A 23,124-nucleotide genomic window follows, 5' to 3' on the forward strand; every position below is an offset into this window, starting at 1 on the left:
CTAGCCTTTACCAGTGGCAGCCGTACCGCATTATCGCAGCGCGCTACGCCTAACAAGAGAAATCTTTTATCATTGCCTTCTTTAATACCGCAACCAGAGGTGCTTTATGGACAACCTTTCCTTTCTTTATTTATTGATTTTCCCGGCCAAAAAGATGATGAAAATTGGTAAAGCTAATAACATCTATAACCGCATTCAATCACTAACACGAACCTGGGGCGAAGTGGATTTTGAGCGCTCTTACCAAATTATCGTGCCGCAGTCAGAGGTTTTTAAACTAGAAAAAATGCTGCATTTTCTGTTAACCAATTATCAGACAGGCATTGATGCAGGCGATGGTTATACAGAACTGTTTACCATTGAGGCACTGGAACCTGCGATTAAGCATATTCATTATGTTATTGATCATGAAGTAATTAACGCTCAATTGCAGAAAGGCATAGAGAGGCCGCCACTTCGTGCCAGTAGATGTACGGAGCATTCTCATAGGAAAATGAAAAAGCAGTCCAATTTAATGATAAACGACCTTATCGAGGTGACGGAACAGTTCAGCAGGATAAATCGCTTACTGCTTATCTTACTGTTTAAGCAGCATCGACTACTTTATCAATATGATATTGAAGAAAATACAGTGAAATTTCGGATAGCGGATAATTACGCTGAACAGAGTGACGCTCACAAAATAATGCGCATGTTTAGCTTTTCAATTAAAGATTTCAGGTATACGGGTACAACCAACTACTGCTCGGGAATCTGTCGCAAAGATACAATCACACAATACAGCGTTCGGCTGATTTCAGCCGACAAAAATGCGCACCCTCTAGTTGCCTATCTCGCCTCACAAACCGAGAACCTATTGAACAGGTTACCGATGCGTTCGTCGTTATTAAACAAGGATCTTCCGATACTGGAATCGAGTCGTATTTTGTGCGATATATTATATAATAATAGCGAAGTTTAATAATCGTGCCACCGAGACGCAAAACTCTCGCTGAGGTGAAGGTTTAAAAGAAGGGGGGAGGGCCAAATTGAACTTTTCACCTGAAAACAGTGCCGGTATAAACTGAAATATCGATCTTTCTTTTACATCACAGCCCATGACCATAAAAAATAGTTATACTTAAGAACCGATTGCGAAGGCCGGACTCGAATTTTACACCCAATAGACTGATATCAATGTAGTTTATAAACAGGGATAAATAGTTATACCCGCACTTGTACCCACAAGTTAAAATCCGTACAAAAAATAGACATTGCAAGTGGGTATAAAGCCACACCAGTAGAACACCGATATGGCTATCAAAGCAAGATTCAGGCAGGCAGGAAAGTTTTCTTCAGAGGCACCAAAAGTTTGGTCTCAATATCCACTTGCTCATAGTTCTCAATAAGCGCCCGGACGAGATCATCAAGCGTCCAAAGCGTCAGTGGTATCGTCGAACGGTCGGCTTCATATCGAGCATCTTTCGTAAAACCCCCTGTACTGACATAAAGACCGCGATCGTCTTTATGGCGACCGCCAATAAAGCTGCGAATCTGCTGACTTCCCATTTGCTCCCTGCGATGTTTTACCTCAACGATAATACGTGGATTTTCAAAACCGAACCCATCAGGTGAAGCAATGATATCTTTACCCCGATCGGCTCCTGCAGGTGAGACCTGCGTTTTATAGCCCATACTGCGTAAAACTCCGGCAACCAGATTTTGCATCTCGTCCCAGTCAAGAGAGTTGATACGATCTTTGATACCCTCAAACGCCAGCATTTCCATATCGCGGAGCGGATCAGAAACGACCTCATCTTCATCCATCGCAACTGGATTCTGAGTAATCACATCAATAGTGGGTTTCTTATCCTGTAAAAGCTCTTCTAGCGCATATTCTGGAAGCTGGAAAACCGTCAGCGTAGAACCCAATGTGTTCTTGGTAGATACAGACAGTCGATCGCGATCGATTTCTTGAGTATTCCATTTAACCTGCCGAGCGATACCCATCCCCTCGTCCACCCATTCAGGATGATATTGGAAGTCTGAAGTAACTTTGCCTAGCAAATAAGTACGGTTGGCTGGCGAATAGGTCATAACCCAATCCCCCTTTTGGATTTCGTTCACAAAACGCCAGACCTGCGATGCACCAGAACGCGCAGTTCCCAGCTTTGTTAATGGGTCTGCCTCTTGGTATAAGGCGAGTAACTGGGCTCGGGACAGGCCGGGTTTGACTAATGGAGCCAGCTGAGACCAACCGATGCCTACAATTTGCTTATCGCGAAAATCGTCATAGAGCTTGCCGCCGTCACCACGGATCATCCACATTCTGCTGCTCATACCCGTTCCTTCATGAGGAAAAGAAATTACGACGGATCATAAGCTTGTTAGCTTCAGCCGTCAAAACCCTCAAGAACGGCTGCTTAACAAGCTTGGGTAGTGCCGGGCGATGATGTCATTCAACTTATCAACCAGCTCTGATCGTTTGAACGTGATGTGGGCCGTTCCCTTCTGATAGTACTTAATAGTAAACATCTCATCCTCATAACTGGTACTGTGCCTGTTCTCATGAATATGATCGCTGAGACGACGGGTGACATCAGCCCGGTTGTCGGGGACAGGTTTTCCATCGAGAAGCATCAGCATGCGCTCAAGGTCAGCCAGGCGATCACGCTGCCAGCCCCAGTTAAGACCAAATCCCCAACGGTCATATTTCACCAGCCCTGTCACGATGATTTTTTTCCCAAACTTACACGGGCTGTTGCTTTTGTAATCCCAGCTCAGCCCCTTAAACACGTTAATCACACCACGTTCAAATACTTCACTTTTATTCAGATGCAATTGTTTAAATGTGCTCAGAATATTTTCTTCATTGATAGCGGGAATATCGTCTTTCTCCAGGCTGTTGTACCACTGCTCACGAGCCTGAGCATCCATAATGGAAAGCATCCCTGAACGCTTCATTAAGTCACGCCATATATCGCGATCGAGATTGCGGGTAATGGCTTTCATTGCCGCTTCTCTTTTTTCCATCAACCAGCAGCCACAGCGAAAATCCTGCTTCATGGCCCAGTCAAGAGCGGTTTTACCGCCGATACTTCTGGTCAGCGTCGATATATCAGCAACTTGTTGTATCAGTGTCTCAATTTGTTTAAGTGCACTATTACGCCCGGTGATGATGCGCTCAATGCTGGTGGAGCAAATCACGTCGGTGTGATCGGTTAAAACTTCGGATTTGGTGATGGTGAGTTCTGACATAGTTTATATCCTTTCTATAAAGCAAAACGCCAGCCGGTGAGGGCTGGCGCTTATGCGTAAGGTGAATATCGGACTGCGATTATTCTGACTGGAGTATTGCAGAGACTGAATATGTCGGATCGAGGGCCTACCAGTCGAAAGTTGCAAAACCGGGCAACAGGTCGCCCGCTGCATCCAAATGCAGAATATCGATCCCGTAACGTTGTATGAGCGTAGTCACTAACCGACGGCTGTCTTTTGAAAGCCCGATTCGCTTTAGTTCCAGTACGGGATGTAAACGGGCATTCAGTCTGAGAATAAATCCGTAGCCGGTGTACAGTATCCAGTCGTTGTTGCCGCCGTCGTGGCGTTGAAGACTTATCTGGTCGAGAATAGCGTTATCCTCACTGGTAATGTGCCCGGTATTGCACTGGATCCCGTTCAGACGGGTGACAGGTAGTAGCGGATCTTCAACAATCAGCTTCCCGGGGGTATCAGCAATACGAAGCGAATAACCGTTGTCACAGACCACATTGATCAGGTCGGTCAGCTCAATCCCGTCGATATCGACGGCGATCCGACCCATATTGAGAGCCAGTACGTTGATGGCATCAGCTTCTACTGTCAGGGATAGTTTCATTGCTGCACCTCGCTACATTTGCCGCGAGTGATATCGGTAACCACTTTGTGGCCGTTGCGGGTCATTAATCCACAAGCCTTACGGGCATGGAGAATGTCAATACAACTAATAAGTGGAGACTGTGTATCTGCGTTGAAACCGTGACGATCGATACGGATTAGTTCATACTTTTCGACGATAAAATTGATGGCATCGCACAGCGAGATACCAGCCTCAATATGCTCCTGGATCACGCCATCGTTGCCAAATGGTGTATCTCTGAGCGTCAGACCGTAGTGGCGGTCCAGCAAGTGCGTCAGTAATATCTGCCAGACGGCGACAGGCGGCGGGCAGGACTCTGCCGCCCGTGCAGGGTGTATAGATTGGGTTTGCATGATGTTCTCTTTCTGAGGTGAAACGAGGAAGGTGGTGCCGGATGCTGTTGCAGGTCTGGTGATTATGCTGCTGGCGGTTCCCCCGGATAAATCGCGAGGTAGATATAACCACAACTGCCCAGTGTGTCCGCTTCGCAGATGAGACCATTGTGATACAGCGTGACGCAGTGCTGATGGCGGGGATTGAGTTCACCGGAAACCAGCATCAATTCAAGCTGTTTCAAAAGCAGCGGAAACGCCTGATCAAGATGGCGTAAATCCGCTTCGCTGAACGTGCCGGTGATGCTGGCGCGGTCGGCGAGATAGTGCAACTGGTTGCCTTCCTGCACCAGCCGTGCGCCAAAGCACGTCCTGACGGTAGGTTTAAGTCCCCACCAGGGTTCGGCACTATCATGGGTTGCTACATTTGTTGTGTTCTGCATTTAAGTAATCCTTAACTGTGCATTAATTCAGGGTAACGCTGCGCAATACGACATACGGGCCATGACGGTCCTGACGGCGTTCAGCAAAAACCGCCAGTACGCCGCTGATATCCTGAACCTCCCGACCCGCGTAATGGCAGATGCTGCCGCTCCACTTGTACTTTCCGGTACAGAAACGAAACAACCGGGCTTCAGGATGCTGGCGGTATATCGTCATTGCCTGACGTTTGGGGATTATTTTCATCACAGGTCTCCTTACAGCCAGCCACGTTCAGCGAGCGAGACGATTTCCATCCCGCCAACAACCAGGTGGTCCAGCAGGCGGATGTCCACCAAGTCCAGTGCCTGTTTAAGACGTTCTGTGATCCGTCTGTCCGCCTCGCTGGGCTCTGCGTGCCCTGACGGGTGGCAGTGCGCGACGAGCATGGCTGCAGCGTTATATTTAAGTGCCGCCTTCATCACCTCCCGTGGATGGACCTGCGTATGGTTGATGGTGCCGGTAAAGAGGGTTTCATGCGCAATCAGCCGGTGCTGGTTATCGAGGAAGAGCGCGGTAAACTCTTCACGCTCCAGTGTGGCAAGCTGCAGGCGCAGCCAGTCCCGGACGGCGTGGCTGGAGGTAAATGACGCTCCGGGTTCACGTAACTGACGCTCCAGCAGGGTTAGTGCCTCCCGGATGATGTGCTGTGCGGATGCCGGTAATCCGGCAGCAAACAGCGGTAGCTGTTGTTCCATAGTGTCTGACCTCAGTCGATGATGTGCATGATGGCGCTGCATTCCGCGTGGTTGAGCGCGTAATCCCGCAGACGGTAATAGTGTTCCGTCATGGCATCGCATCCGGTACGCATGGCGTGGTGGCTGTAAGTCATCAGACAGACGGCAATACCGGCGGCTTCGGCGCTGAGTTCACCACCGTTACCGTTCATGGTGTTGAACAGCGACCATTTTTCATCGGTATCCTCATTCGCCTCCGGGGCCATAAAAGCACCGCCGTTGCTTAGCATGTAAAACTGCCAGATACCCCCGCAGTAGTCCGCGCAGAAGCGGTCCATCCAGGCGAAGATATGTGGCTCAAGGATTATCCATTGTGGGATGTTACCAAAGTACTGCGGCCAGAATTCCACTCGTTGTTCATCCGGAACGAGTGTGGCGGCTAATACCGGTATGAAGTCATCACCGGTAGAGGGATACAACAGGTTGTTATCGTTAAGATGAATCATGTCCGTCATGGTTGTTTTCCTTTTGTCAGGGTCATCAGCGCACTCCCGATGAGCGGGAGCATGTGAGTCGTGTAATTGGGGGAGCAGATGTGCCGTGTTACCGGCGGGTGATATCAGCAAGCGGTACGTTCAGATGTGAGCGTGGGCAGAACTGTGCATAGCCATCGACATTTCTTTCGCTGGAGCGTGCCGCATCAGCTCAGCGCCTGCTGCAGTTCTTCCGCCATCACCCACAAGGCCCGGTTCAGTTTAAGGTCACCGTCGATACCGTTGACGGCGCGGGTGTGGCTGCGCTTACCCTGTGCCGAGCGTCCGGCCAATCCACCCTTGCTCAGGTTCTCCTGCAGGCGGTTAAAGACTGTCCAGAGGTCATTTTTCTCATCCTGCCAGCGACGGGGAGAGAGCGCCTGTGCTTCGGTTACCGGCTGATGCTCTTCGCCAAAGCGATACGTCAGCGCAGCCTTCGCCAGCGCCTGCTGCGCCAGTGGCGGGAGCAGCAGCGACTGCATGGCCTCGCGCTTTTCCTCCACCAGGTCAAACACCCCGAGGACTTCGTAAGCGCCTTCAATAACTCTCTCCACCACGTTGCCCCGGTGTGGTACGCGAATTTCGCCAAACGACTGCCCGCAAACCAGGGAATTGGTGCAGACGCTGCGGAATATGCCCGGCAGCAACTGAAAACTCGATGCACCATCATGGCTGTTGAGGATGATGATTTCCGGTACCTGCTGGCCGTTTATCTGCCCGGCGCGACGCAGGCGCAGCATATGCTTTGTATGCTCCCGGCGTCCGGGGTCACGTACACGCGACTGGCAGGCGAAGAAGGGCTGAAAACCTTCGCGCTGCAGGTTTTCGAGCAGGGTAATCGTGGGGATATAGGTGTACTTCTCGCTCCTGGAATTGTGCTTGTCTTCACCAAAGACGCTGGGAACATGCTGGTGTAATTCTTCGTGGGTCAGCGGACGGTCACGACGTATCTGGTTCGTGTGGCCAAAGCGGCTGGCTAATCGCATTATGTAAACTCCTTGATAATGGCATAAACGCAGACAGGCCATACCCCCGGAAGGAAGTATGGCCTGGTTGTTTGCGTGGCTGTGAGGGGGTAATAGTGATAGCGGTGGTTGTTGCCGTCGTGGGACGATCGTTAATTGTCGTCAGTAGCAGGGGCCATCGGGATACCGTAGCTGGCAATATAGCGGTTGGGCATCACGCCAGCCTCCGGGACAAAATCCCAGTCCCACCAGATAAGCATGCCGTCGGTATCGTGGATAACCAGACGAAAATGGATACCCTGGTCATCCTCAAAGGTGACATTGGTGTACGTTGCAGCAATAGCTTCGGCCTCAGCGCGGGTGAGCCTCTTGTGCGGAAAAGTGGTAACCTCATGATTTCTCATTATTTCCTTTGCCCCGGATAAGGTGGAAGAAACGTGGTGCAGGCAATACGGCCAATCGTGCGGGTGGTGGTGACATCCACCGCCCCGCTGACCACACCGCCGGCCAGAGGCACCAGACGAATAAACTGGCCACTGGTGCGTACACCGGCACGGGCGGCCATCAGCACCAGGGTTTTCTCCACAATCCTCCGTGTGAAGGGGCGGGTCCAGTTGTCCATCGCCTGTAACGCCACTTCCTGCAACAGCGCTTTGGCAGCGTTACCGCATAGGCACAGCCCGGCGAGTGCCCGGATACGTTCGTCAGCCAGACTGCGTTTGCCGAGGCAGGCGATGGCTGCCACCAGTCGGGTCTGGAGAAACAGTACGCTGGTGATGTTCAGCGGCAGCGTGACGGGCATCGCCACCACCCCACCCACACCGGATAAAAAGCCGGTACTACCCGCCTTGACGCTTTCCCAGCGGATCATCGCGTGGGCGGCCTTTGTCACATCACCCTCAGCATCAGTGAGATAGCGTTCTGCCAGGGTTTCAGCCGACTCGATCCCGGCAATCCCACTGACGGCTTTGTCATAGAGCCAGCCCATCATGGCCTGAATACTGCGGGAGTTGTGTTTCTCTGCAGGCATCTCATCGTCATACTCAACGTCAATCTCATCGTTATTTTCCATTCGTTCTCCTGCTTAAACAGTGGATAAAAGAAAGGCCAGGGACATCGCTGTGATGAGCTTGGCTTGTGGGTTTGCTGTCAGAAGGTATAAAAAGAACAAGCCACGTCCCCTGTAGGGATGTGGCCTGCTGTGTGGGGTAGAGTCGTGGCAGGGGTATTCCTGCGGTTAATGACTTTTACAGTCAGTTCAGGATGAAGTGTTCACCCATTTTGTCGTTGTCAACGTGACTATCCTGGGGAAGCTGGCGGGTATCGAGCATCAGATGGGTTTTGCATTCGTGAGCCGAAACCAGGTCGCCGTTTTTGTACACCCGAATACCCTGAAACTCTTCATGACCGGTGTCTTTACTCAGCAGAATGTAGTCGTATACCCCTTTGTTAAAGCGGATATAACTGGCAGAGCCCATTCCCAGCGGTGCGTGGTAGTGGAAGGCTTTCACGCCGAACAGCCCTTCCGTTAACTCCAGCTCGGGTTTATCGTTTTTATCCGAGTAGGTGTAGCGATAATCCTGTCCTGCGGCGGCAAAGACATCCACATTTTTCCCGTTATCCAGGGTACAGAACGCATTCACCGGGAGATCGACAGACTGCTGAGCTGTCTGCTTCTCTGGTTCTGTTATTTTTGGGGTAGTTTTCGACATACGATGTTGTGCCGCGAGGCGGCGGGCTTCATTTGCCGCTTCTGCATCTTTTTGCGCCTGGCTACCCAGGCCATAAAGATTTTTACTGGTTCCGTCTCCATAGAACCCACCTTTTCCTGAACCTTCAGCAACGCCCGCTTTTGGATTGTAGTTGGCAGTTATTTCCGGATCAGCTTCGCGTGAATATGCCTGTTTTGATTGTTTATGCCATTGGCCGTTTTCATCCTGTTTGTAACCCATCTTTGCCATGTCCTGCTTGTATTCTGACTGAGGATCGAAATCAGCCACCTTCTGATTAATTACCGAGCTGCACGCGCTGGCAAAATCAGCAGTACTGAAGGTAAAAGAAGAACCAAACGTGCTCATGCTGACTTTTTTGTTTTCTTTCAATGAATTAATAACTGACTGAATATCACTGGTTGCCACGGCTGTCTGCACAGCTTGGTATTGGGACTGGCTGTTACACATCACGCTGGATGGATAAGACGTGTTATTAATCCTGAAATTACTCCCTGCAAGTTCGGTGGTGCCACGACCGCCGCACTGCGGCTTATTCTCAATAATACCGATCGTTGATGGCTTAACCCGTAGCAGAACCTGGCCGTCATCGCTGTACGACTGGCAGAAAGTACCATTGACGGTCCAGGCGGCAGAGGCATTAAACGCCGCCATGCTGAGCACAACCGCCAGCAAGGTTTTCTGATGTGGACGGTATTTTTTCATTCAATTTTCCTTTTTTATTACTGAACGGGAAACGGGCTTGTTTCCCTGAATGGTTTTACTTCCTGAACGTACTCATCACCCGCTAATCAGCGGGAAACCTTCATCCTGCCCTCTTCGCTGTTGATAACCCTTCCGGCCGTGGAAATGACCCGACCAAAACCTATGCCAGGGTGCGTGCAATCGGTAATATCATGATCGTTTTTATCGATCGATTTAATAAAATTGATCTGTATAATCAATTAGTATTTTTGTAAAGACAACCCAATCACGGTGGCGAAAGGTTGTTAAAACTATGTTTTTATATGTTTTTTCTAAGCCGTAGTTGAAGGTGGCTGGGTCAAAGGAATACAGGTGATGTAATGAAACGATGTGCAAGATGTAACAAGAGAAGGGGCATCATCAGCCGTCTGTTTGGGCTTGATAAGGAATTCTGCGACGAGTGCTTATTTGATACTGAGCAGGAAATCAGGGAGAAACACATCCTCCCCGTCAGGCGTCAGAAAGATGACAGCAAAGGGAAAGCGTAACCTGATATGCAGCCTAAAATTGATGTCAGCGTCATTATCCCGGTATTCAATGCGCAGGCCACTATCGGCCATCAGGTACATGGGCTCCTCAGCGAGCAAACACTCAGCATTGAGGTGATTGTTGTGGATGATGGCTCTACCGACGAAACGTCGACCATACTGAGCGCCATCACCGACGAGCGGCTGATTCTTGTTCATCAGGAAAATCAGGGTGTATATGCTGCAAGAAATGCCGCTCTGGCAGTACACCGGGGTGAATGGGTGGTTTTTCTGGATGCGGATGACCGGATTGAAGACGGTTTTCTCCGGGAGAGACTGAAAAGCGCACGAGCGGCCCAGGCTGATGTTGCCCTTTTCAATGGCTGGTACACCGACAGCAGTTGCCTGCAACGGCAACCGGTTCATCGTAAGCAGCCCTATGCTCAGGCACTCAACGGGCATGCGTGGATACAGCATTGCGTGGCGCAGAAAGAATGGCCGCATTACCTGTGGCTGCAGATGGTACGCTCGTCCTACATCAGGAAGAATAATCTGCGTTTTCAGGAGGGTAAAAGCCACAAGGACATCCTCTGGACGATTAACCTGGCCGCTGCAAACGGCCTGTTTTATTTCGCTGACAGAAAAGACTATTTCTACATCACGAACCCGGCATCGATTACCCACCGACAGGACTACTACGATATCCGTGCACATAGCTACATTGACGTTATCAGCGACATTCTCGCTCTTTCATCCCTGCCGCAACACAATGAGATAAGGAAGCCTCTGAGAAGGCATGCGCTGGTTGAGTGTCGCCATTTTCTCGGGTTGTTCCGGCGTAAGATTGCCAACCGGCAGGCAGCCCGACAGCTGTTCAGGCAGAGAATCGCGTTGCGTCAGTTGATTGCAGGGGTCAGCAGTCTGAGCGACCTCTTTTTTGTGCTGAAACTTGTGAGAAAGATTTACCTGTAGCCAGTGAGGTTACGCAGCGGCGAATCTCGCGAGATAGATGCAACAGAGAATTGCCGCATAAAACTAAAAAACCCGGAACGCTACATCAGTAACGAACCGGGTAAGTCATGCAGGAAGTGGTTTATTCACCGTTGCAGAATAGATTCCTGATCTGTTCAAATAAGTAATATAGCCGCAAAAATATCTGGAATATCCTTCACTCAAAAGTAAGATCTTCCCCCATAAGACGCCATAAATCGACGGGTTCCTTCTTCTGTGGTAGTACATAAAAAAAGGTGGTGGAAGAATGTTTGATGCCAGTGGAATAGCGATAACACACAACTTCATCGTCGGCATCGCCAGGCGCGATTATCTCCTGTGAGTAGAAGCCATTGTAGAACGCCACCACAGCCTCTCTGCTGTCTATCTCAACACTGAAGTAGCGACGAAGATACTTACGCAATAAGCGGTACATCAGACCGATACACTGCTTGTGTGGCTCGCGTAATGACGAGGTGACATCAAAGCATTTATTAAAAACACGGCATAAAAGCGCCATGACGCGATCGGGATCGCCAGATAGCACCGCATGGAACCCCACAATCGCCAGTAGCTCCAGATACAAAGGATATTCAGGGAACAGCTGCCGGATCTCCCCCAGGCATTCTGAAATTCTGTGATGTCCAAGACGCCACAATTCCCCATGAAGCAGCGTGAACAAGGGAAGTTGTTGCTCAATACCACCAAACTCAATCTTTCTGGGAACATTACCATGAAAGCGTCTGACAGGTGTGACTCGGCTCAATTCTTCGTTAACCGTTAAGACGCCATACCGCTCTACCAGTCCATCATACAAACTTCCGTTAAATGGAATACATTCACCTGCTGATTTGATACCGTCGAAACCATGGCCCTGATAAGGTATTACATCTCTGTTTCTGCGGTTTATTAATTCAGGAGCTATAATCAAATTACCTGCTATGTTTGCACCTCCTTTCCCATTTGGATACATATGACATATTTCAATACACAGCAACGCCACAAGCTTCATTTTTTCCTGTCCCCACTCGTAAGTAAGAATGGTATAGCTTCGCTGATGACGGGCTTTTATCTGATATAGCTGGTGAAAATCCACCACATCCCCTGGTCCAGTAATAGATCCTAATACCAGTGGATTACGTGTATAGGTACTATTAATGTGCTTCCAGTATGATGAATTCAGAATACTTACGGTATTGTTGGTATTAATTTTACGTGAACCTTTCTGACGGCATGCTGCACTACAATACTTTTCATTTCTTGTCTCTGCCAGAGAATCACCGCAACACTGGCACATACTTAATAACTTCACCTCCTGATTTTGTTGATTAAATAAAAATGTCTGATAATGCTTCTCACAAAGGCCTGCATTACCAGCTTCTGTTCGTCTGAGTATTTCCTTTTTACAATTACTCCGATCACATTGTGTCATGATAATATTGTTGATGGTTATGATCTATAAATAGAATAGATAGTGATGATGAATGATGAATAGTAATAAGATAATGTATAATGGGTTAAATGAGACAGAAGACACCTAGAGACTATCTCACTAACCCACCCTCAATACTCACTTATTATGAATCGTATATCTCCTCCTCTGACAGGTATTTTGATGAAGCCCTTCGATCACACATAGTGATCCCATGGTGACTATGAAGGGCATTCCTGAATGCTGATTTCGTGACTAATCATTCAATCGCGAGGTCTTTGCCTCTTATGCCATATCACCTCCCAAATGGCTTCATCGCTCAACTTTTAACCGCAAACAAAAATCCCAAGCATAACCACAGCCGCGATTCTGCGAAAATTCGCAAGAATCAGGGCATATAGGTTCATGGCAGATTACATATTGATGGAAAAACACTCAATCACCTTGGGAAGCACCAACATACGGAATGAATAAATAATCATATCGAACATCCAATAACGATCACCGATTTCACCAAGTGAACGTCAAATTTGGTAAGTTCAGAGACACCCTTTCAGGTGCATAATCGGGCTCAAGACATCTGATTCCATGAGGGAATAAGTCTAGCCGTACACGTGGATCCTGAAAAACGCCGAGTGAATTAGCCAGAATGATATAAACAGGGCCTCCTGTGTAATTCTGAATCAAATAAATTCTCTTTTGCCATGCCAGTTGATCCAGTATGGGTTCCAGTTTACTGGCAAGTCGGAGATTATTATCCTTATGCTTTGGCCCCAGACGCATAATTTCTGACTTGGAGATTATAGCAACTCCTTCTATCATCATTTTGTTGTGGATCCAGTGGTACACTTCCAGTACATCTTTTTCAAAAAGGAAAAAATGCGAGTTTTTATAAAATACATTACAAGCCTGTTGCATATACCAATCAATGATCCGCTGAGCACATTCAATTGCTGAAAGCGATATCTCATTTCCTGGTCGCTCATCAAAGTAGTGAAGAATTGCTGCCAGCCGTAATACGTTAGCACCAGATTTAAGTGCAATATCCTTAATATGCTCCCATGGGCCTCCTTCAATTATTTTTTGCTTCATTTCGGCGCGTTTCTCGCCCATGAATGCAATAGCTTGAGGCGACAGAATAAGTTGTTGCTTATCAGTGCTGCCATTATAAAATCGTTGCTTTGCCTGTTTTAATAGCTCCTGAACTCTGTTATCAAATTCTTCAAGGGCGCGATTCATATGACTAAAATCGCCATCCTGATATTTACATTCTCCATCTACTTTGACTGCCAGAAAACGGGCAAGGAAACCGCTCCCTCTTCCTGTCGCCTGGTTCCTGGTGATATATTCATCAAAAATATCGGGCTGAACCATCAGGCAAAACATCAGGCGAAGATTGATTTCACAATCCACTCCGTCACGTTGATATGAATATGGAGCACCATCCCATCCGAGGTTAAATATACCCGGATCGTTTTTAGCCCTAGATTTGAAAAATGTCACCGCTTCTTCAGAGAAAATACCAGCATCAGGATTATCTCCGAGGCTTTTGATAAGCTCACCGTTAGATATATCCTGATATAAAAACTTAAACCGGACAGGTTTCTTCGGTTTATTCTTAAGATGTTCCTCCATAGCCGCTTCTGCATCTTCACGACCGTAGTTGCTGGACGTCGCCTGCCGTAGGTTTCGGGCCAAGGCCTTTTTATTTTCCTCCCACAGGCTTGTATCGGCCTGAAATTGATTCAATAGATTTTTATATTCATCATTCACCACTGATGAAAAATCATGAAAGACCTGCATGACTGCTCTCAACACCGTAGACTTTCCACTACCGGACCCTGCAACAACCAGAAAATTGAGCACGGCGGGCTCAGGGATCTTTGTATGTACAGGTATCACTTCAATCAGCGGGAGGCAGGCAAGAGAAGCAGCAGCCAAAAATGAACTGGCAGCAATCTCTACAGAGACTTTTTTATTTACGCTCGTAGCGATGATTGCATTGCTGATTTTTGTGGGAAGAGACTTTATTGGAAATGATCGTGTTTCAGAGGCGATTACAGACAGATTTTGTTGATCAGGAGTCCCCCCCTGATAATTCTGCAAGGGCAGATTCATGATAATGGTTCCTTATTGTTAAAGAGCATAAGACATATACCAGCTGATGAACAGCAGGTATAGCTGTTCCCCTCACGGGGTTAATGTGATAAATATGCTGGTACAGATAACTTATTTTTCAATTACAGGCGTGCGTATTTTCTCGTACTTTAGATAATCCCATTAATACAAATCGTTTCAGTAAGCGATATTGCAGTCCAGATTACTAGCGATTTGTGTCCCGCTCATTTAACCATGCTTCATAGTCACTTTTTCTCCAGCGACTTGAGCGACCAATTTTCAGCGGTCGGGGAAACATACCTCTGGAAATAAGGGAATAGTAATGCTTGTCACTAAGACCGCTATGAGCAGTAATGTCTTTCATGCTGAGCAGAATGTCATCGCCCATTGCAAAGCGGGTCCGTTTTTCAACATCTTGTGGAAGTGGGGTTTCAGTTTGTATGTTCTCATGCCGGTTTTCGTAAACCGGATATTCAGCTTGTGGCGGGTTGGTCATTGTGGGTTCCTCATGGTTGATAGCGGGAGCACTGTGCTCCGGAACCAAGAGTACAAAAGCGAAAACGGGTGGGTAAACGGTAGCAGTCAATTTAATTTTTCATTCGTTTTTCGCTTTTTTTCCCCACCATCCCACTCTGGTACCGACTCTTGACGAAGATCCTGGCATGGCTGTAACGTGATCTTTAATCAAACCCATCGAACCCGACCACAGGCTGAAGGGATATGCAAAAAAAGATACTGTTCAGAAATAAAAAAGGAATCGAACCTGCTGATTTTTTCATTGACCATTTCCGCAACATTTATCTGTCTCCCCCGGTTAACCTGGAGGGGGAATCGCTATGGGAAATCTGGGATGGACTGACCCGCGTTGAGAAACGTTTTATACATCATCTGGAGCGGGCATATACCGTCTGGCGTGCTGCGAGTCTGTCCTGGTTTCAGGATGGCCTCATTTCTCCGGATGAAATAACGGAACTACAGTTATGGGTTGTGCAGGAGAAACCCGATTTCAGCCTGTTTCTGGAAAGATTAGACACGCATTTTGCCACTGAGCAGAAGATCGTCGAGGGGCTCAATCGGATACACGCCATATTTGGCGAACCGTTGTATCTTAATGCCTTCGAGTCTGCCTGTTATTTTTTTCTTCTTGCCCGCCATTGCTTTACGCCAAAAAATTCGTACGCGTATTACAATGCTCTAATCAAAGCAAACGAGCTTTATGGTCAATTCAGGGGCTGGGCTGAAATAGCGCAGAGTGAAAGTCACCGGTTGATGAGAAAGGAACAATCAAGTCAGGGAGGTAAGAACACCGTTCAGAAAAGTGGAGCCGCACTTATTCGAAATGAGCTTATCAGAATACTGACAGAGAAAGTAGAGAACGGCGAAACGTTTACCAGTAAAGTTACATTATCCGAAGCTCTCGCACCGGCACTTTATGCCTTTATAATTGAAAACGAGTGCAGGATAGCCATTAAATCCAGAGTCAGTTCTGCTGAAGAATTATCTTACCGGATCCATGACTGGTCAAAACGTAATACTCCACCATACGATCAGATTTATTCACTTGCTGGAGAGCTGATCTGTTAAAGAGATATGCTCTTATCTTAGAAGATAAGAGCATTGTTCTATGATAGAAAACAAAATCAAATAACCTAAGGTAAAAGAGGCAACCCTAGTTCCTTTAGAAATTCGTTATGTTTCTGAGTTGCTGATTTTATCTGATTCTCCAGCGAAATAAGCTCATCATAGACTAAAGCAAGGTTGACTTCTGCTTCAGCCTTTGTCGTACTTACATAACGTGAAATATTCAGATTAAATTCATTCTTCTCAATCTCTTTCATGCTAACGCGACGCGCATAGCGAGGTTCCTCTTTACGGAACTTATAAGTATCGATAATTTTATTAATATGATCAGACGAAAGCTGGTTCTGTCGTTTACCTGGTTCGTAGTGATCAGCGGCATTGATGAATAATATATCATCTGGCTTTTTGCATTTTTTCAGCACCAGAATACATACAGGGATTCCTGTAGAAAAGAACAGATTCGCAGGTAGGCCAATTATTGTATCGATATGACCATCCTTAAGCAGCTTCGTACGGATGCGTGCTTCAGCGCCACCACGGAAAAGTACGCCATGAGGAAGGATAATTGCCATTACCCCATCTTCTTTTAAAAAATGGAAGCCATGTAGAAGGAAGGCAAAATCAGCAGCAGATTTAGGTGCCAAGCCATAATTTTTAAAGCGTGCGTCATCGGCTAATGTTTCTGCCGGTTCCCAACGATAGCTGAATGGAGGGTTAGCCACCACGGCATCAAACCGGGGTATTTTAGCCGGATTGGTCTCGCGTAGCATGTCCCAATCATTTAGCAAGGTATCACCGTGAAAAATATCAAACTCTGAATCTTTCACCCCGTGCAGCAGCATGTTCATGCGTGCCAGGTTGTAGGTGGTGATGTTTTTCTCTTGTCCGTAAATCTTGCCTATGCCGTGTGGGCCCATCAGGCGACGCACGTTGAGCAACAGTGAGCCAGAGCCGCAGGCAAAGTCGAAAACGCTATCCAGATGCGAGCGCTTGCCTGTAGCTGGCTCCTGGCTGTCCAGAGTGACGATGGCTGACAGAATATCTGAAATACGCTGCGGAGTGTAGAACTCGCCGGCTTTCTTACCTGACCCAGCTGCAAATTGACCAATCAGATACTCGTAAGCATCACCTAATGCGTCGCTGTCTGTAGAGAACTGTTTCAGCCCTTCAGCAATCTCTTTAATTATCTTGCAAAGACGGTCATTTCTTTCACTGTATGTTTTGCCTAGTTTTTCTGAGGCAAGATTGATTTCTGAGAACAATCCCCGGAAAACACTGGCGAAAGATTCTTCCTCAATGTACTTAAAGCCCGCCTGTAATGTATTAAGCAGTTTCACATGTTGGGTTCGTGCCATCTCAGCTATACCCGCCCAAAGATACTGAGGCTCGATTACGTAATGCACTTTACGGCGCATCAGTTTTTCAAACTCAGGAATATCCTGCTCATTTTGCTCATACCACAAGGTCAGCGGCGAATGATATTCCTCTTCTTTCAGTTTAGGGTAATCTACTCCTAGTTCTTTTTGAGCAGCAGCTTCGTAATTATCCGAAAGATACCGCAGGAATAAAAATGCCAGCATATAGTCGCGGAAATCATCCGCATTCATAGCACCACGTAATTGATCGGCTATATTCCAGAGTGTTTTGCCCAGTTTTTGTTTGTCAAACTCAGTCATAATTTTTCTTCACCTTCCTCAATCGGCTGAGGAAATAAATCAGGATTAAATGGATAGCGCTGCAGAAAATCATTCAAAATTTTTCTGAAATATGCTTTATTCTCGTCTAGCATAGGCTGAGGCTCAAACAGCGAATAGTTCCCATGGCTCAGAATATTGATGAGCCTCGAATGTAAAATTCTTTCTGGATCATCAGCATCCTGCGCAATGCAGGATGAGAAGTTTGAGAAGCCATGGAAACTGGCTGATTTTTCCAGAACTGAACGCAACATATTGAAATGATAGGTATAAAGCTCACCTGATTGCTCTGCCTTATACAACTCGGTGAGTATCGCGACATGATGAAAGAACGGCGTTGCACCTGTATAAGTCAGGGAATAACTACCATCAGCCCTAGATCTTGATAAAAAATAGGCTGCGACCTTTTTGGATTTGCGAGCATCAAGTTCATTATGCATGACATTGAAAAATAATGGATGATGTGACGAGATCACAACTTTCAATGGATTATCAGATTTGTTCAGTAATTGCGCCAGATGGCTACCAACTGTGATGGCGTTATGCTCATCTAGTGAAGATATAGGATCGTCGATGTACACATACTTTACCCACTGGTAAGCATCAGCCCCATCAAGCGCTAATTGTACAATAGCTATGAAGAAACACCAAATGAAAATATTTTCTTCGCCTCGAGAAACTTTTATATTATCAATGAGTTGCCCATCAACAGTGCGTGAGAAGCGTATTGCCCATTCTTCGGTATCAATGCGAAAGTCAAAATCAGTGTAACGCTGTAACAATGGCCTTATACGGTTATCCATTTCCAACTCAAAAAGACCCTGAAAAAATCGCGAATCCCTATTGAGCATCAAGCGTCGATCCGCATCACCTTCCAGATCATTGTTCCAGTGAAACATATCTTCGGTGAACGCATTGAAATATAGGGTATCACCAATCGTTTCGGTTATTGTGAGTGGCTGGCCTACATGATCACCAGCCGAAAAAGGACGGTGAATTGTTTTTTTACCTGCATCTTTGAACGCCATAGACAGTCTTGTCTTCCCTGTGCCGTTATATGCGTAGAGTAGAATGACTTTCATCGTCTCTAGTTTGGTGCGCAACTGGTCGGCCAACACTGAAAGATCGGCAAAGGTTTGCTTTGGTTTCATGCTGATATCCTATCAAACACGGGGAAAAGCTGCTGCATCAAGCCTTTTTTGTGGGTTTTCAGAATGTCTATTTGCTTTTTTATTGCGCTCAGTTGTTCATCAAGCGTAGAGAGGAAACCGACGATCATTTGTTGCTCATCAATAGATGGCAAATAAAACGGTAATGATTCGAAAAATGACACAGGAACACGTCGCTGCCCGGCATTCCCTATCATGCTTCTAGCTCCAACAGTCCGAACTTCATCTCGATACAATTGCAAAAATAAGAACTCTGGCAAGCAAGATTTGGAAGCCCGAAATACATGAAATTCCGTACTGCCGAAACCCAGTCCATTTTTCAAACCTCTCGCAATCGCAGCCTTTCCATTTTCAAAGCAAGGCGTTATTTTTGCAATAATTACATCATTTTCAGCAAAAGCGGTATAACCTTTTTTGACATCTGCGTACGCTCGAATCTCTGGATTTGTTATCCGGCCATCTTCAGAAACGGAAGCCATTGGGATAAAGCTAACCAACTCATTATCTTGCCGGCTAGCTTTAGAAGGATTGACTTCGCATATTTCAGCCACAACCACCGTATTCCACTTTTCACTTTCACGAAACTTAGGAAACCGCAACCGTGGCACAGCTTCACCTTCACGAGGAAAAATCTGTTGCAACACGCCTTTTTTATATTTCTTCAACGCATCCAGTTTCTGGGCTTCTGCTGTGAGTAGGTCATCCAAAGAAGACAGACAGTCAGCGATTTTTTCTTGCTCTTTCGGCGTAGAGACAGGAAGTGGTAGTTCCATAAAAGCATTATTACTGATGCTCATTCGGTCATGGCGCGCCCCTGTACTTGAAACTTGGCGCATATATTGATGCCAATGTGTTGACTTGAAGTAATGAGCGTAAAAATCATTTTCTCTATTATTAAACTTGAAAATCGTATACAACGGCGACATCACCCCTAATCCGATTTTATTTTTTGAAATCGGTCCAACAGGAGCCATCGTTGAGATACGTGGGTTATAAACATAGCTTCCTTCTTCTACAACATAATACCCTTGTAGATTGCCTTGGTTAGCAATGTCTTTTTCGAAAAAATCACGCTGATCAATCACCCCAAACTCTGCTGAGTTTGTTAAGACCCGGGTTATTTTACCATCCACATTTTTACGTGTTGAGCGCTGAGCCAGTTGACTCAATGGCTTAAATTCCCATGGACCTGAGGCTTTAAATGATTGAAAGCGCAAGCTAGGAACAAATTGCTTAACATCGCCATTCATTTTTTTATTCATAAAATCAATCACTTATTAAAATTTACATATCGCTTAATGTGCAGATAACCCATGTCCAACCTGCTTTCATTATCGGTCTTCTTCATAGGCTGATAGTCCCGTGATCTCACGCCCTTGTGCTAGTTTGTGCAGAAACGGTGCTAGCTCCTCCATAAGCGCCAGTTCTTTCTGCGTGCGCGCTTTCCAGCCTAGATTCAGCGGAGACATTAATTCAGAAAGGCGTTCGCCATCAAAGATACGGCGACGCAGAATTTCATCAACAAAAACCTGTAAGGCATCAGGTGCGAGTTCATGTCGGGTTGCGATGTCAGTGACTTCTTTCGCCTTCTTTTCTGCTTTGAAGTGTGCAAAACCCGTTCGAATCTGTTTTTCGTTTAATGCTTCATTTACCGGCAGACCACGGATGTACTCGGCAATATCTTCACGCTCATCAATAAACTTGGCATCAGACTGAATTAGGCCAATGAGTTCTTCGCGGTTCAGAGTGAGTTTTCCTGGTTTCTGTTGAGTCAGGTTAGCAATAAGACCCATGATAAAATCGTAATCAATAACCGCAGAAGCAAAGAGCACAAACTCAAAATCAAGTTGTTGTACTTCTGGAATTGACTGATCTTTATCTTGTTTTTCCTTCAGGCGCTTAGCTGTTTCTAGATAGACACCCTTGAATCCTTGCAATTGATCTGACGGTACTATGCTCTCAATCTGCTGCTTCTGCTCTTCAGAAAGATCGGTATATTGGTCAAGTTGAGTTTTGAGTCTCTGAACATCCTTGAACAGGTTTACGAATTGCGCTCTGGCGACATCACCTTTAAGGTTGGCTACTTCTTCCGGTGCATTAGTCAATCCCTGTGATTGCATAAAATCGGCCAGCTTTCGCGTGGCATTTTGTAGGTTATCAATCACTTTAGGTGCGGCATCTACCAGCCATATCTCACGCGGGTTATCTATTTGCTCACCAGAAAAGAGAGCAATGGCTCCTTCTACCGATTTCTGTTGCTGACGAAAATCAAGAATATTACCGTATGGCTTGGTATCGTTGAGAACACGGTTAGTTCGTGAAAATGCCTGAATTAAACCATGGTGTTTGAGATTTTTGTCCACGTACAATGTATTAAGGTATTTGGAGTCAAAACCTGTAAGTAGCATGTCTACTACGATGGTGATGTCAATTTTTTGCGCAGCAGATAAATCTGTGTTGGGATACTGCTGATCCTTGATGCGCTTTTGTACGTCCTGATAGTAAGAATCAAATTCGCTTATACGATGATTGGTCCCGAAACGGGCATTATATTCGGCAATGATACGAGTAAGTGCAGCTTTCTTACCTTCAGGATCTTGCTGGTTATCTTCTTTCTCCTGCGGCAGATCTTCCTGTATCTGCTGAACGTCTTTGTTACCTTCAGAAGGTGGTGAAAACACGCATGCTATGTTCAGTGCTCTAAATTCAGCATCTTTTTCTGCATTTTGTATCTGAATGCTAGAAAATAACTCAAAATACTCGATAGCGTCGTTGATGCTGGCTGTCGCCAGAACAGCGTTAAATTTGCGTCCGTTGGTAGCAGAATCATGCTTGGAAAGAATGGTTTCGATAACCTTAGATTTAGCTATCCCTTCACCGGGCTTCGGTGGATTCTTTCCTTCGGGTTTGAAATAATCTATATGAAAGCGTAAGACGTTGCGATCTTCGATAGCATGAGTGATAGTGTACTGGTGCAGACACCGATCAAATAAGTCTTTAGTGGTACGTAGGCTGGCTTGCTGGCCTTCAATTTGCTGATAGCTAGCATTCGCCTCAAAGATGGGCGTCCCTGTGAAGCCAAAAAGCTGAGCGTTGGGGAAAAATTCTTTTATAGCCTTGTGATTTTCGCCAAATTGCGAGCGATGGCATTCATCAAAGATAAACACGATACGGGCGTCTCGCAACGGCTCCAAGCGCTCTTTGTAGCTACGTTTATTTGTGCCGTCCAGCGCCAGACCCAACTTCTGGATAGTAGTAACAATAACCTTATCAGCATAGTCGTCGGACAAAAGTCGGCGCACCAGTGTTTCTGTGTTAGTGTTCTCTTCTACGCAGCCTTCCTGAAAACGGTTAAATTCTTCCCGGGTCTGTCGGTCCAAGTCTTTACGATCCACTACGAAAAGGCATTTTTCGATGTCTGGATTGTCCTTGAGCAAAGTAGATGCTTTGAAAGATGTCAGCGTCTTACCTGAACCAGTGGTATGCCAGATGTAGCCGTTTCCACAGTTCTGATGAATACACTCGACGATAGCCTTGACCGCATAGATTTGGTACGGGCGCATCATCAATAGCTTCTGTTCACTGGCAACTAAAACCATAAAACGGCTAATCATCTGCCCCAATGTACACTTGGCCAAGAACTTATCAGCGAATCTGTCTAGCAGGGTAATTTTTTTGTTATCTTCACTAGCGAACTGGTAGACAGGCAAAAAGCGTTCATCTGCATTAAAGCTAAAATGTCGTGCATTATTGTTTGCGAAGTACCAAGTATCAGAACGGTTGCTGACGATGAAGAGCTGAATGAAACACAGCAGTGTCTTTCCGTAACCATTGCCAGGATCGGTTTTGTAATCCACGATTTGCTGCATAGCTCGGCGTGGGCTAACGGACAGTGTTTTAAGCTCGATCTGCACCACTGGTACACCGTTTATGAGTAGCATTACATCATAGCGATGATGGCTATTCTCGGTGTTAATGCGCAACTGATTAACGACCTCGAAGTCGTTCTTACACCAGTCATTAATGTTAACCAAGCTGTAGTTTAGCGGTGTTCCATCATCTCGCTCGAAGCTGTTGATATTGCGTAATGTCTGAGCAGCATTGTACACGTCAGGTGTAATGATAGAATCGAGTAAACGCTGGAACTCACTATCGGTCAGATGAACTCTATTGAGAGCCTCAAACTTCGCCCGGAAATTTTTTTCGAGGGATGCACGATCACGAATGTCGGGTCGAAGTGTATATTTTAACTCAGCCAGCTTGGCAAGAAGGTCCAACTCAATTTGGTTTTCAGTCGTACTCATAAGTGAATTCCTCACCTCAATATCAATTTGC

General features: G+C 46.4%; 22 protein-coding genes. 3 read left to right on the forward strand and 19 right to left on the reverse strand.

Features of this window, described 5'->3' with window-relative positions; all coding sequences use genetic code 11:
• Positions 1 to 106: 106 nt before the first annotated feature.
• Complete coding sequence (locus tag ICA20_RS21520) at positions 107 to 961, forward strand: GIY-YIG nuclease family protein (RefSeq protein WP_038636864.1); 855 nt, start codon at positions 107 to 109, stop codon at positions 959 to 961.
• Between the two features lie 350 nt (positions 962 to 1,311).
• Here the strand turns inward: ICA20_RS21520 and ICA20_RS21525 are convergent, their stop codons facing one another.
• The 12 genes from ICA20_RS21525 to ICA20_RS21580 form a co-directional block, all read right to left on the reverse strand.
• The gene (locus ICA20_RS21525; protein WP_149282215.1) at positions 1,312 to 2,319 is read right to left on the reverse strand and encodes a restriction endonuclease; all 1,008 of its coding nucleotides are present in this window, start codon (positions 2,317 to 2,319) and stop codon (positions 1,312 to 1,314) included.
• Positions 2,320 to 2,388: 69 nt separating this feature from the next.
• On the reverse strand, positions 2,389 to 3,237 hold the full coding sequence (locus tag ICA20_RS21530) for a DUF4942 domain-containing protein (RefSeq protein WP_049097506.1): 849 nt from the start codon (positions 3,235 to 3,237) through the stop codon (positions 2,389 to 2,391).
• 127 nt (positions 3,238 to 3,364) lie between these two features.
• Positions 3,365 to 3,856 (reverse strand): DUF5983 family protein, encoded by a 492-nt coding sequence (locus ICA20_RS21535; protein ID WP_048299778.1) that lies wholly within the window; start codon positions 3,854 to 3,856, stop codon positions 3,365 to 3,367.
• Positions 3,853 to 4,230, reverse strand: a complete 378-nt coding sequence (locus ICA20_RS21540; RefSeq protein WP_043865894.1) for a TA system toxin CbtA family protein — start codon at positions 4,228 to 4,230, stop codon at positions 3,853 to 3,855. Before ICA20_RS21540 ends, ICA20_RS21535 begins: the two co-directional genes overlap by 4 nt.
• A gap of 62 nt (positions 4,231 to 4,292) precedes the next feature.
• Positions 4,293 to 4,652 carry a type IV toxin-antitoxin system YeeU family antitoxin gene (locus ICA20_RS21545; protein WP_048299776.1) on the reverse strand — a complete coding sequence of 120 codons (360 nt, stop codon included), beginning with the start codon at positions 4,650 to 4,652 and terminating at the stop codon, positions 4,293 to 4,295.
• Between the two features lie 22 nt (positions 4,653 to 4,674).
• Positions 4,675 to 4,896, reverse strand: a complete 222-nt coding sequence (locus ICA20_RS21550) for a DUF987 domain-containing protein (protein ID WP_043865896.1) — start codon at positions 4,894 to 4,896, stop codon at positions 4,675 to 4,677.
• Between the two features lie 11 nt (positions 4,897 to 4,907).
• Complete coding sequence (gene radC / locus ICA20_RS21555) at positions 4,908 to 5,387, reverse strand: DNA repair protein RadC (RefSeq protein WP_043865897.1); 480 nt, start codon at positions 5,385 to 5,387, stop codon at positions 4,908 to 4,910.
• 11 nt (positions 5,388 to 5,398) lie between these two features.
• Positions 5,399 to 5,881, reverse strand: coding sequence for an antirestriction protein (locus ICA20_RS21560; protein WP_149282216.1), 483 nt, complete (start codon positions 5,879 to 5,881; stop codon positions 5,399 to 5,401).
• 185 nt (positions 5,882 to 6,066) lie between these two features.
• Positions 6,067 to 6,885 carry a DUF932 domain-containing protein gene (locus tag ICA20_RS21565; RefSeq protein ID WP_149282217.1) on the reverse strand — a complete coding sequence of 273 codons (819 nt, stop codon included), beginning with the start codon at positions 6,883 to 6,885 and terminating at the stop codon, positions 6,067 to 6,069.
• A gap of 131 nt (positions 6,886 to 7,016) precedes the next feature.
• A complete protein-coding gene (locus ICA20_RS21570) occupies positions 7,017 to 7,268 on the reverse strand; it encodes a DUF905 family protein (RefSeq protein WP_048299773.1) in 252 nt (83 codons plus the stop codon).
• Positions 7,268 to 7,936, reverse strand: a complete 669-nt coding sequence (locus ICA20_RS21575) for an EcsC family protein (protein WP_048299772.1) — start codon at positions 7,934 to 7,936, stop codon at positions 7,268 to 7,270. The genes ICA20_RS21570 and ICA20_RS21575 overlap by 1 nt, the downstream gene beginning before the upstream one ends.
• A gap of 181 nt (positions 7,937 to 8,117) precedes the next feature.
• The gene (locus ICA20_RS21580) at positions 8,118 to 9,299 is read right to left on the reverse strand and encodes a hypothetical protein (RefSeq protein ID WP_149282218.1); all 1,182 of its coding nucleotides are present in this window, start codon (positions 9,297 to 9,299) and stop codon (positions 8,118 to 8,120) included.
• Positions 9,300 to 9,832: 533 nt separating this feature from the next.
• Here ICA20_RS21580 and ICA20_RS21585 point away from each other — a divergent pair.
• On the forward strand, positions 9,833 to 10,777 hold the full coding sequence (locus ICA20_RS21585) for a glycosyltransferase (protein WP_149282219.1): 945 nt from the start codon (positions 9,833 to 9,835) through the stop codon (positions 10,775 to 10,777).
• A gap of 196 nt (positions 10,778 to 10,973) precedes the next feature.
• On the opposite strand, the gene ICA20_RS21590 is transcribed toward ICA20_RS21585, so the two are convergent.
• The 3 genes from ICA20_RS21590 to ICA20_RS21600 all read right to left on the reverse strand — a co-directional run bounded on the left by ICA20_RS21590 (position 10,974) and on the right by ICA20_RS21600 (position 14,841).
• On the reverse strand, positions 10,974 to 12,227 hold the full coding sequence (locus ICA20_RS21590) for a hypothetical protein (RefSeq protein ID WP_148677555.1): 1,254 nt from the start codon (positions 12,225 to 12,227) through the stop codon (positions 10,974 to 10,976).
• Between the two features lie 510 nt (positions 12,228 to 12,737).
• Positions 12,738 to 14,345 (reverse strand): YfjI family protein, encoded by a 1,608-nt coding sequence (locus tag ICA20_RS21595; protein WP_049097497.1) that lies wholly within the window; start codon positions 14,343 to 14,345, stop codon positions 12,738 to 12,740.
• Positions 14,346 to 14,550: 205 nt separating this feature from the next.
• Positions 14,551 to 14,841 (reverse strand): AlpA family phage regulatory protein, encoded by a 291-nt coding sequence (locus ICA20_RS21600; RefSeq protein ID WP_226324415.1) that lies wholly within the window; start codon positions 14,839 to 14,841, stop codon positions 14,551 to 14,553.
• A 224-nt stretch (positions 14,842 to 15,065) separates the two neighbouring features.
• Between ICA20_RS21600 and ICA20_RS21605 the strand changes: the two genes are divergently transcribed.
• Positions 15,066 to 15,929, forward strand: coding sequence for a hypothetical protein (locus ICA20_RS21605; RefSeq protein WP_049097496.1), 864 nt, complete (start codon positions 15,066 to 15,068; stop codon positions 15,927 to 15,929).
• 65 nt (positions 15,930 to 15,994) lie between these two features.
• Here the strand turns inward: ICA20_RS21605 and ICA20_RS21610 are convergent, their stop codons facing one another.
• From ICA20_RS21610 to ICA20_RS21625, 4 genes are all read right to left on the reverse strand, one after another.
• The gene (locus tag ICA20_RS21610) at positions 15,995 to 17,602 is read right to left on the reverse strand and encodes a type I restriction-modification system subunit M (protein ID WP_149282220.1); all 1,608 of its coding nucleotides are present in this window, start codon (positions 17,600 to 17,602) and stop codon (positions 15,995 to 15,997) included.
• Entirely contained in the window at positions 17,599 to 18,771 is a 1,173-nt protein-coding gene (locus ICA20_RS21615; protein ID WP_049097494.1) for an AAA family ATPase, read from the reverse strand. The genes ICA20_RS21610 and ICA20_RS21615 overlap by 4 nt, the downstream gene beginning before the upstream one ends.
• Positions 18,768 to 20,051 (reverse strand): restriction endonuclease subunit S, encoded by a 1,284-nt coding sequence (locus ICA20_RS21620; RefSeq protein ID WP_223145683.1) that lies wholly within the window; start codon positions 20,049 to 20,051, stop codon positions 18,768 to 18,770. Before ICA20_RS21620 ends, ICA20_RS21615 begins: the two co-directional genes overlap by 4 nt.
• Before the next feature lie 69 nt (positions 20,052 to 20,120).
• Positions 20,121 to 23,093: a type I restriction endonuclease subunit R gene (locus ICA20_RS21625; protein ID WP_049097491.1), complete on the reverse strand. Its 2,973-nt coding sequence runs from the start codon at positions 23,091 to 23,093 to the stop codon at positions 20,121 to 20,123.
• Positions 23,094 to 23,124: the final 31 nt, after the last annotated feature.

It is taken from the genome of Citrobacter sp. C5_2 (assembly GCF_014596845.2).
Classification (GTDB): domain Bacteria; phylum Pseudomonadota; class Gammaproteobacteria; order Enterobacterales; family Enterobacteriaceae; genus Citrobacter; species Citrobacter werkmanii.

Coding starts and splice junctions, on each gene's coding strand:
- ICA20_RS21620 (WP_223145683.1), bottom strand. CDS start 20,051: ATGAATAAAAAAATGAATGGCGATGTTAAGCAATTTGTTCCTAGCTTG.
- ICA20_RS21525 (WP_149282215.1), bottom strand. CDS start 2,319: ATGAGCAGCAGAATGTGGATGATCCGTGGTGACGGCGGCAAGCTCTAT.
- ICA20_RS21585 (WP_149282219.1), top strand. CDS start 9,833: ATGCAGCCTAAAATTGATGTCAGCGTCATTATCCCGGTATTCAATGCG.
- ICA20_RS21575 (WP_048299772.1), bottom strand. CDS start 7,936: ATGGAAAATAACGATGAGATTGACGTTGAGTATGACGATGAGATGCCT.
- ICA20_RS21615 (WP_049097494.1), bottom strand. CDS start 18,771: ATGAAACCAAAGCAAACCTTTGCCGATCTTTCAGTGTTGGCCGACCAG.
- ICA20_RS21545 (WP_048299776.1), bottom strand. CDS start 4,652: ATGCAGAACACAACAAATGTAGCAACCCATGATAGTGCCGAACCCTGG.
- ICA20_RS21565 (WP_149282217.1), bottom strand. CDS start 6,885: ATGCGATTAGCCAGCCGCTTTGGCCACACGAACCAGATACGTCGTGAC.
- ICA20_RS21570 (WP_048299773.1), bottom strand. CDS start 7,268: ATGAGAAATCATGAGGTTACCACTTTTCCGCACAAGAGGCTCACCCGC.
- ICA20_RS21560 (WP_149282216.1), bottom strand. CDS start 5,881: ATGACGGACATGATTCATCTTAACGATAACAACCTGTTGTATCCCTCT.
- ICA20_RS21540 (WP_043865894.1), bottom strand. CDS start 4,230: ATGCAAACCCAATCTATACACCCTGCACGGGCGGCAGAGTCCTGCCCG.
- ICA20_RS21520 (WP_038636864.1), top strand. CDS start 107: ATGGACAACCTTTCCTTTCTTTATTTATTGATTTTCCCGGCCAAAAAG.
- ICA20_RS21590 (WP_148677555.1), bottom strand. CDS start 12,227: ATGACACAATGTGATCGGAGTAATTGTAAAAAGGAAATACTCAGACGA.
- ICA20_RS21600 (WP_226324415.1), bottom strand. CDS start 14,841: ATGACCAACCCGCCACAAGCTGAATATCCGGTTTACGAAAACCGGCAT.
- ICA20_RS21580 (WP_149282218.1), bottom strand. CDS start 9,299: ATGAAAAAATACCGTCCACATCAGAAAACCTTGCTGGCGGTTGTGCTC.
- ICA20_RS21530 (WP_049097506.1), bottom strand. CDS start 3,237: ATGTCAGAACTCACCATCACCAAATCCGAAGTTTTAACCGATCACACC.
- ICA20_RS21595 (WP_049097497.1), bottom strand. CDS start 14,345: ATGAATCTGCCCTTGCAGAATTATCAGGGGGGGACTCCTGATCAACAA.
- ICA20_RS21550 (WP_043865896.1), bottom strand. CDS start 4,896: ATGAAAATAATCCCCAAACGTCAGGCAATGACGATATACCGCCAGCAT.
- ICA20_RS21535 (WP_048299778.1), bottom strand. CDS start 3,856: ATGAAACTATCCCTGACAGTAGAAGCTGATGCCATCAACGTACTGGCT.
- ICA20_RS21605 (WP_049097496.1), top strand. CDS start 15,066: ATGCAAAAAAAGATACTGTTCAGAAATAAAAAAGGAATCGAACCTGCT.
- ICA20_RS21625 (WP_049097491.1), bottom strand. CDS start 23,093: ATGAGTACGACTGAAAACCAAATTGAGTTGGACCTTCTTGCCAAGCTG.
- ICA20_RS21610 (WP_149282220.1), bottom strand. CDS start 17,602: ATGACTGAGTTTGACAAACAAAAACTGGGCAAAACACTCTGGAATATA.
- radC (WP_043865897.1), bottom strand. CDS start 5,387: ATGGAACAACAGCTACCGCTGTTTGCTGCCGGATTACCGGCATCCGCA.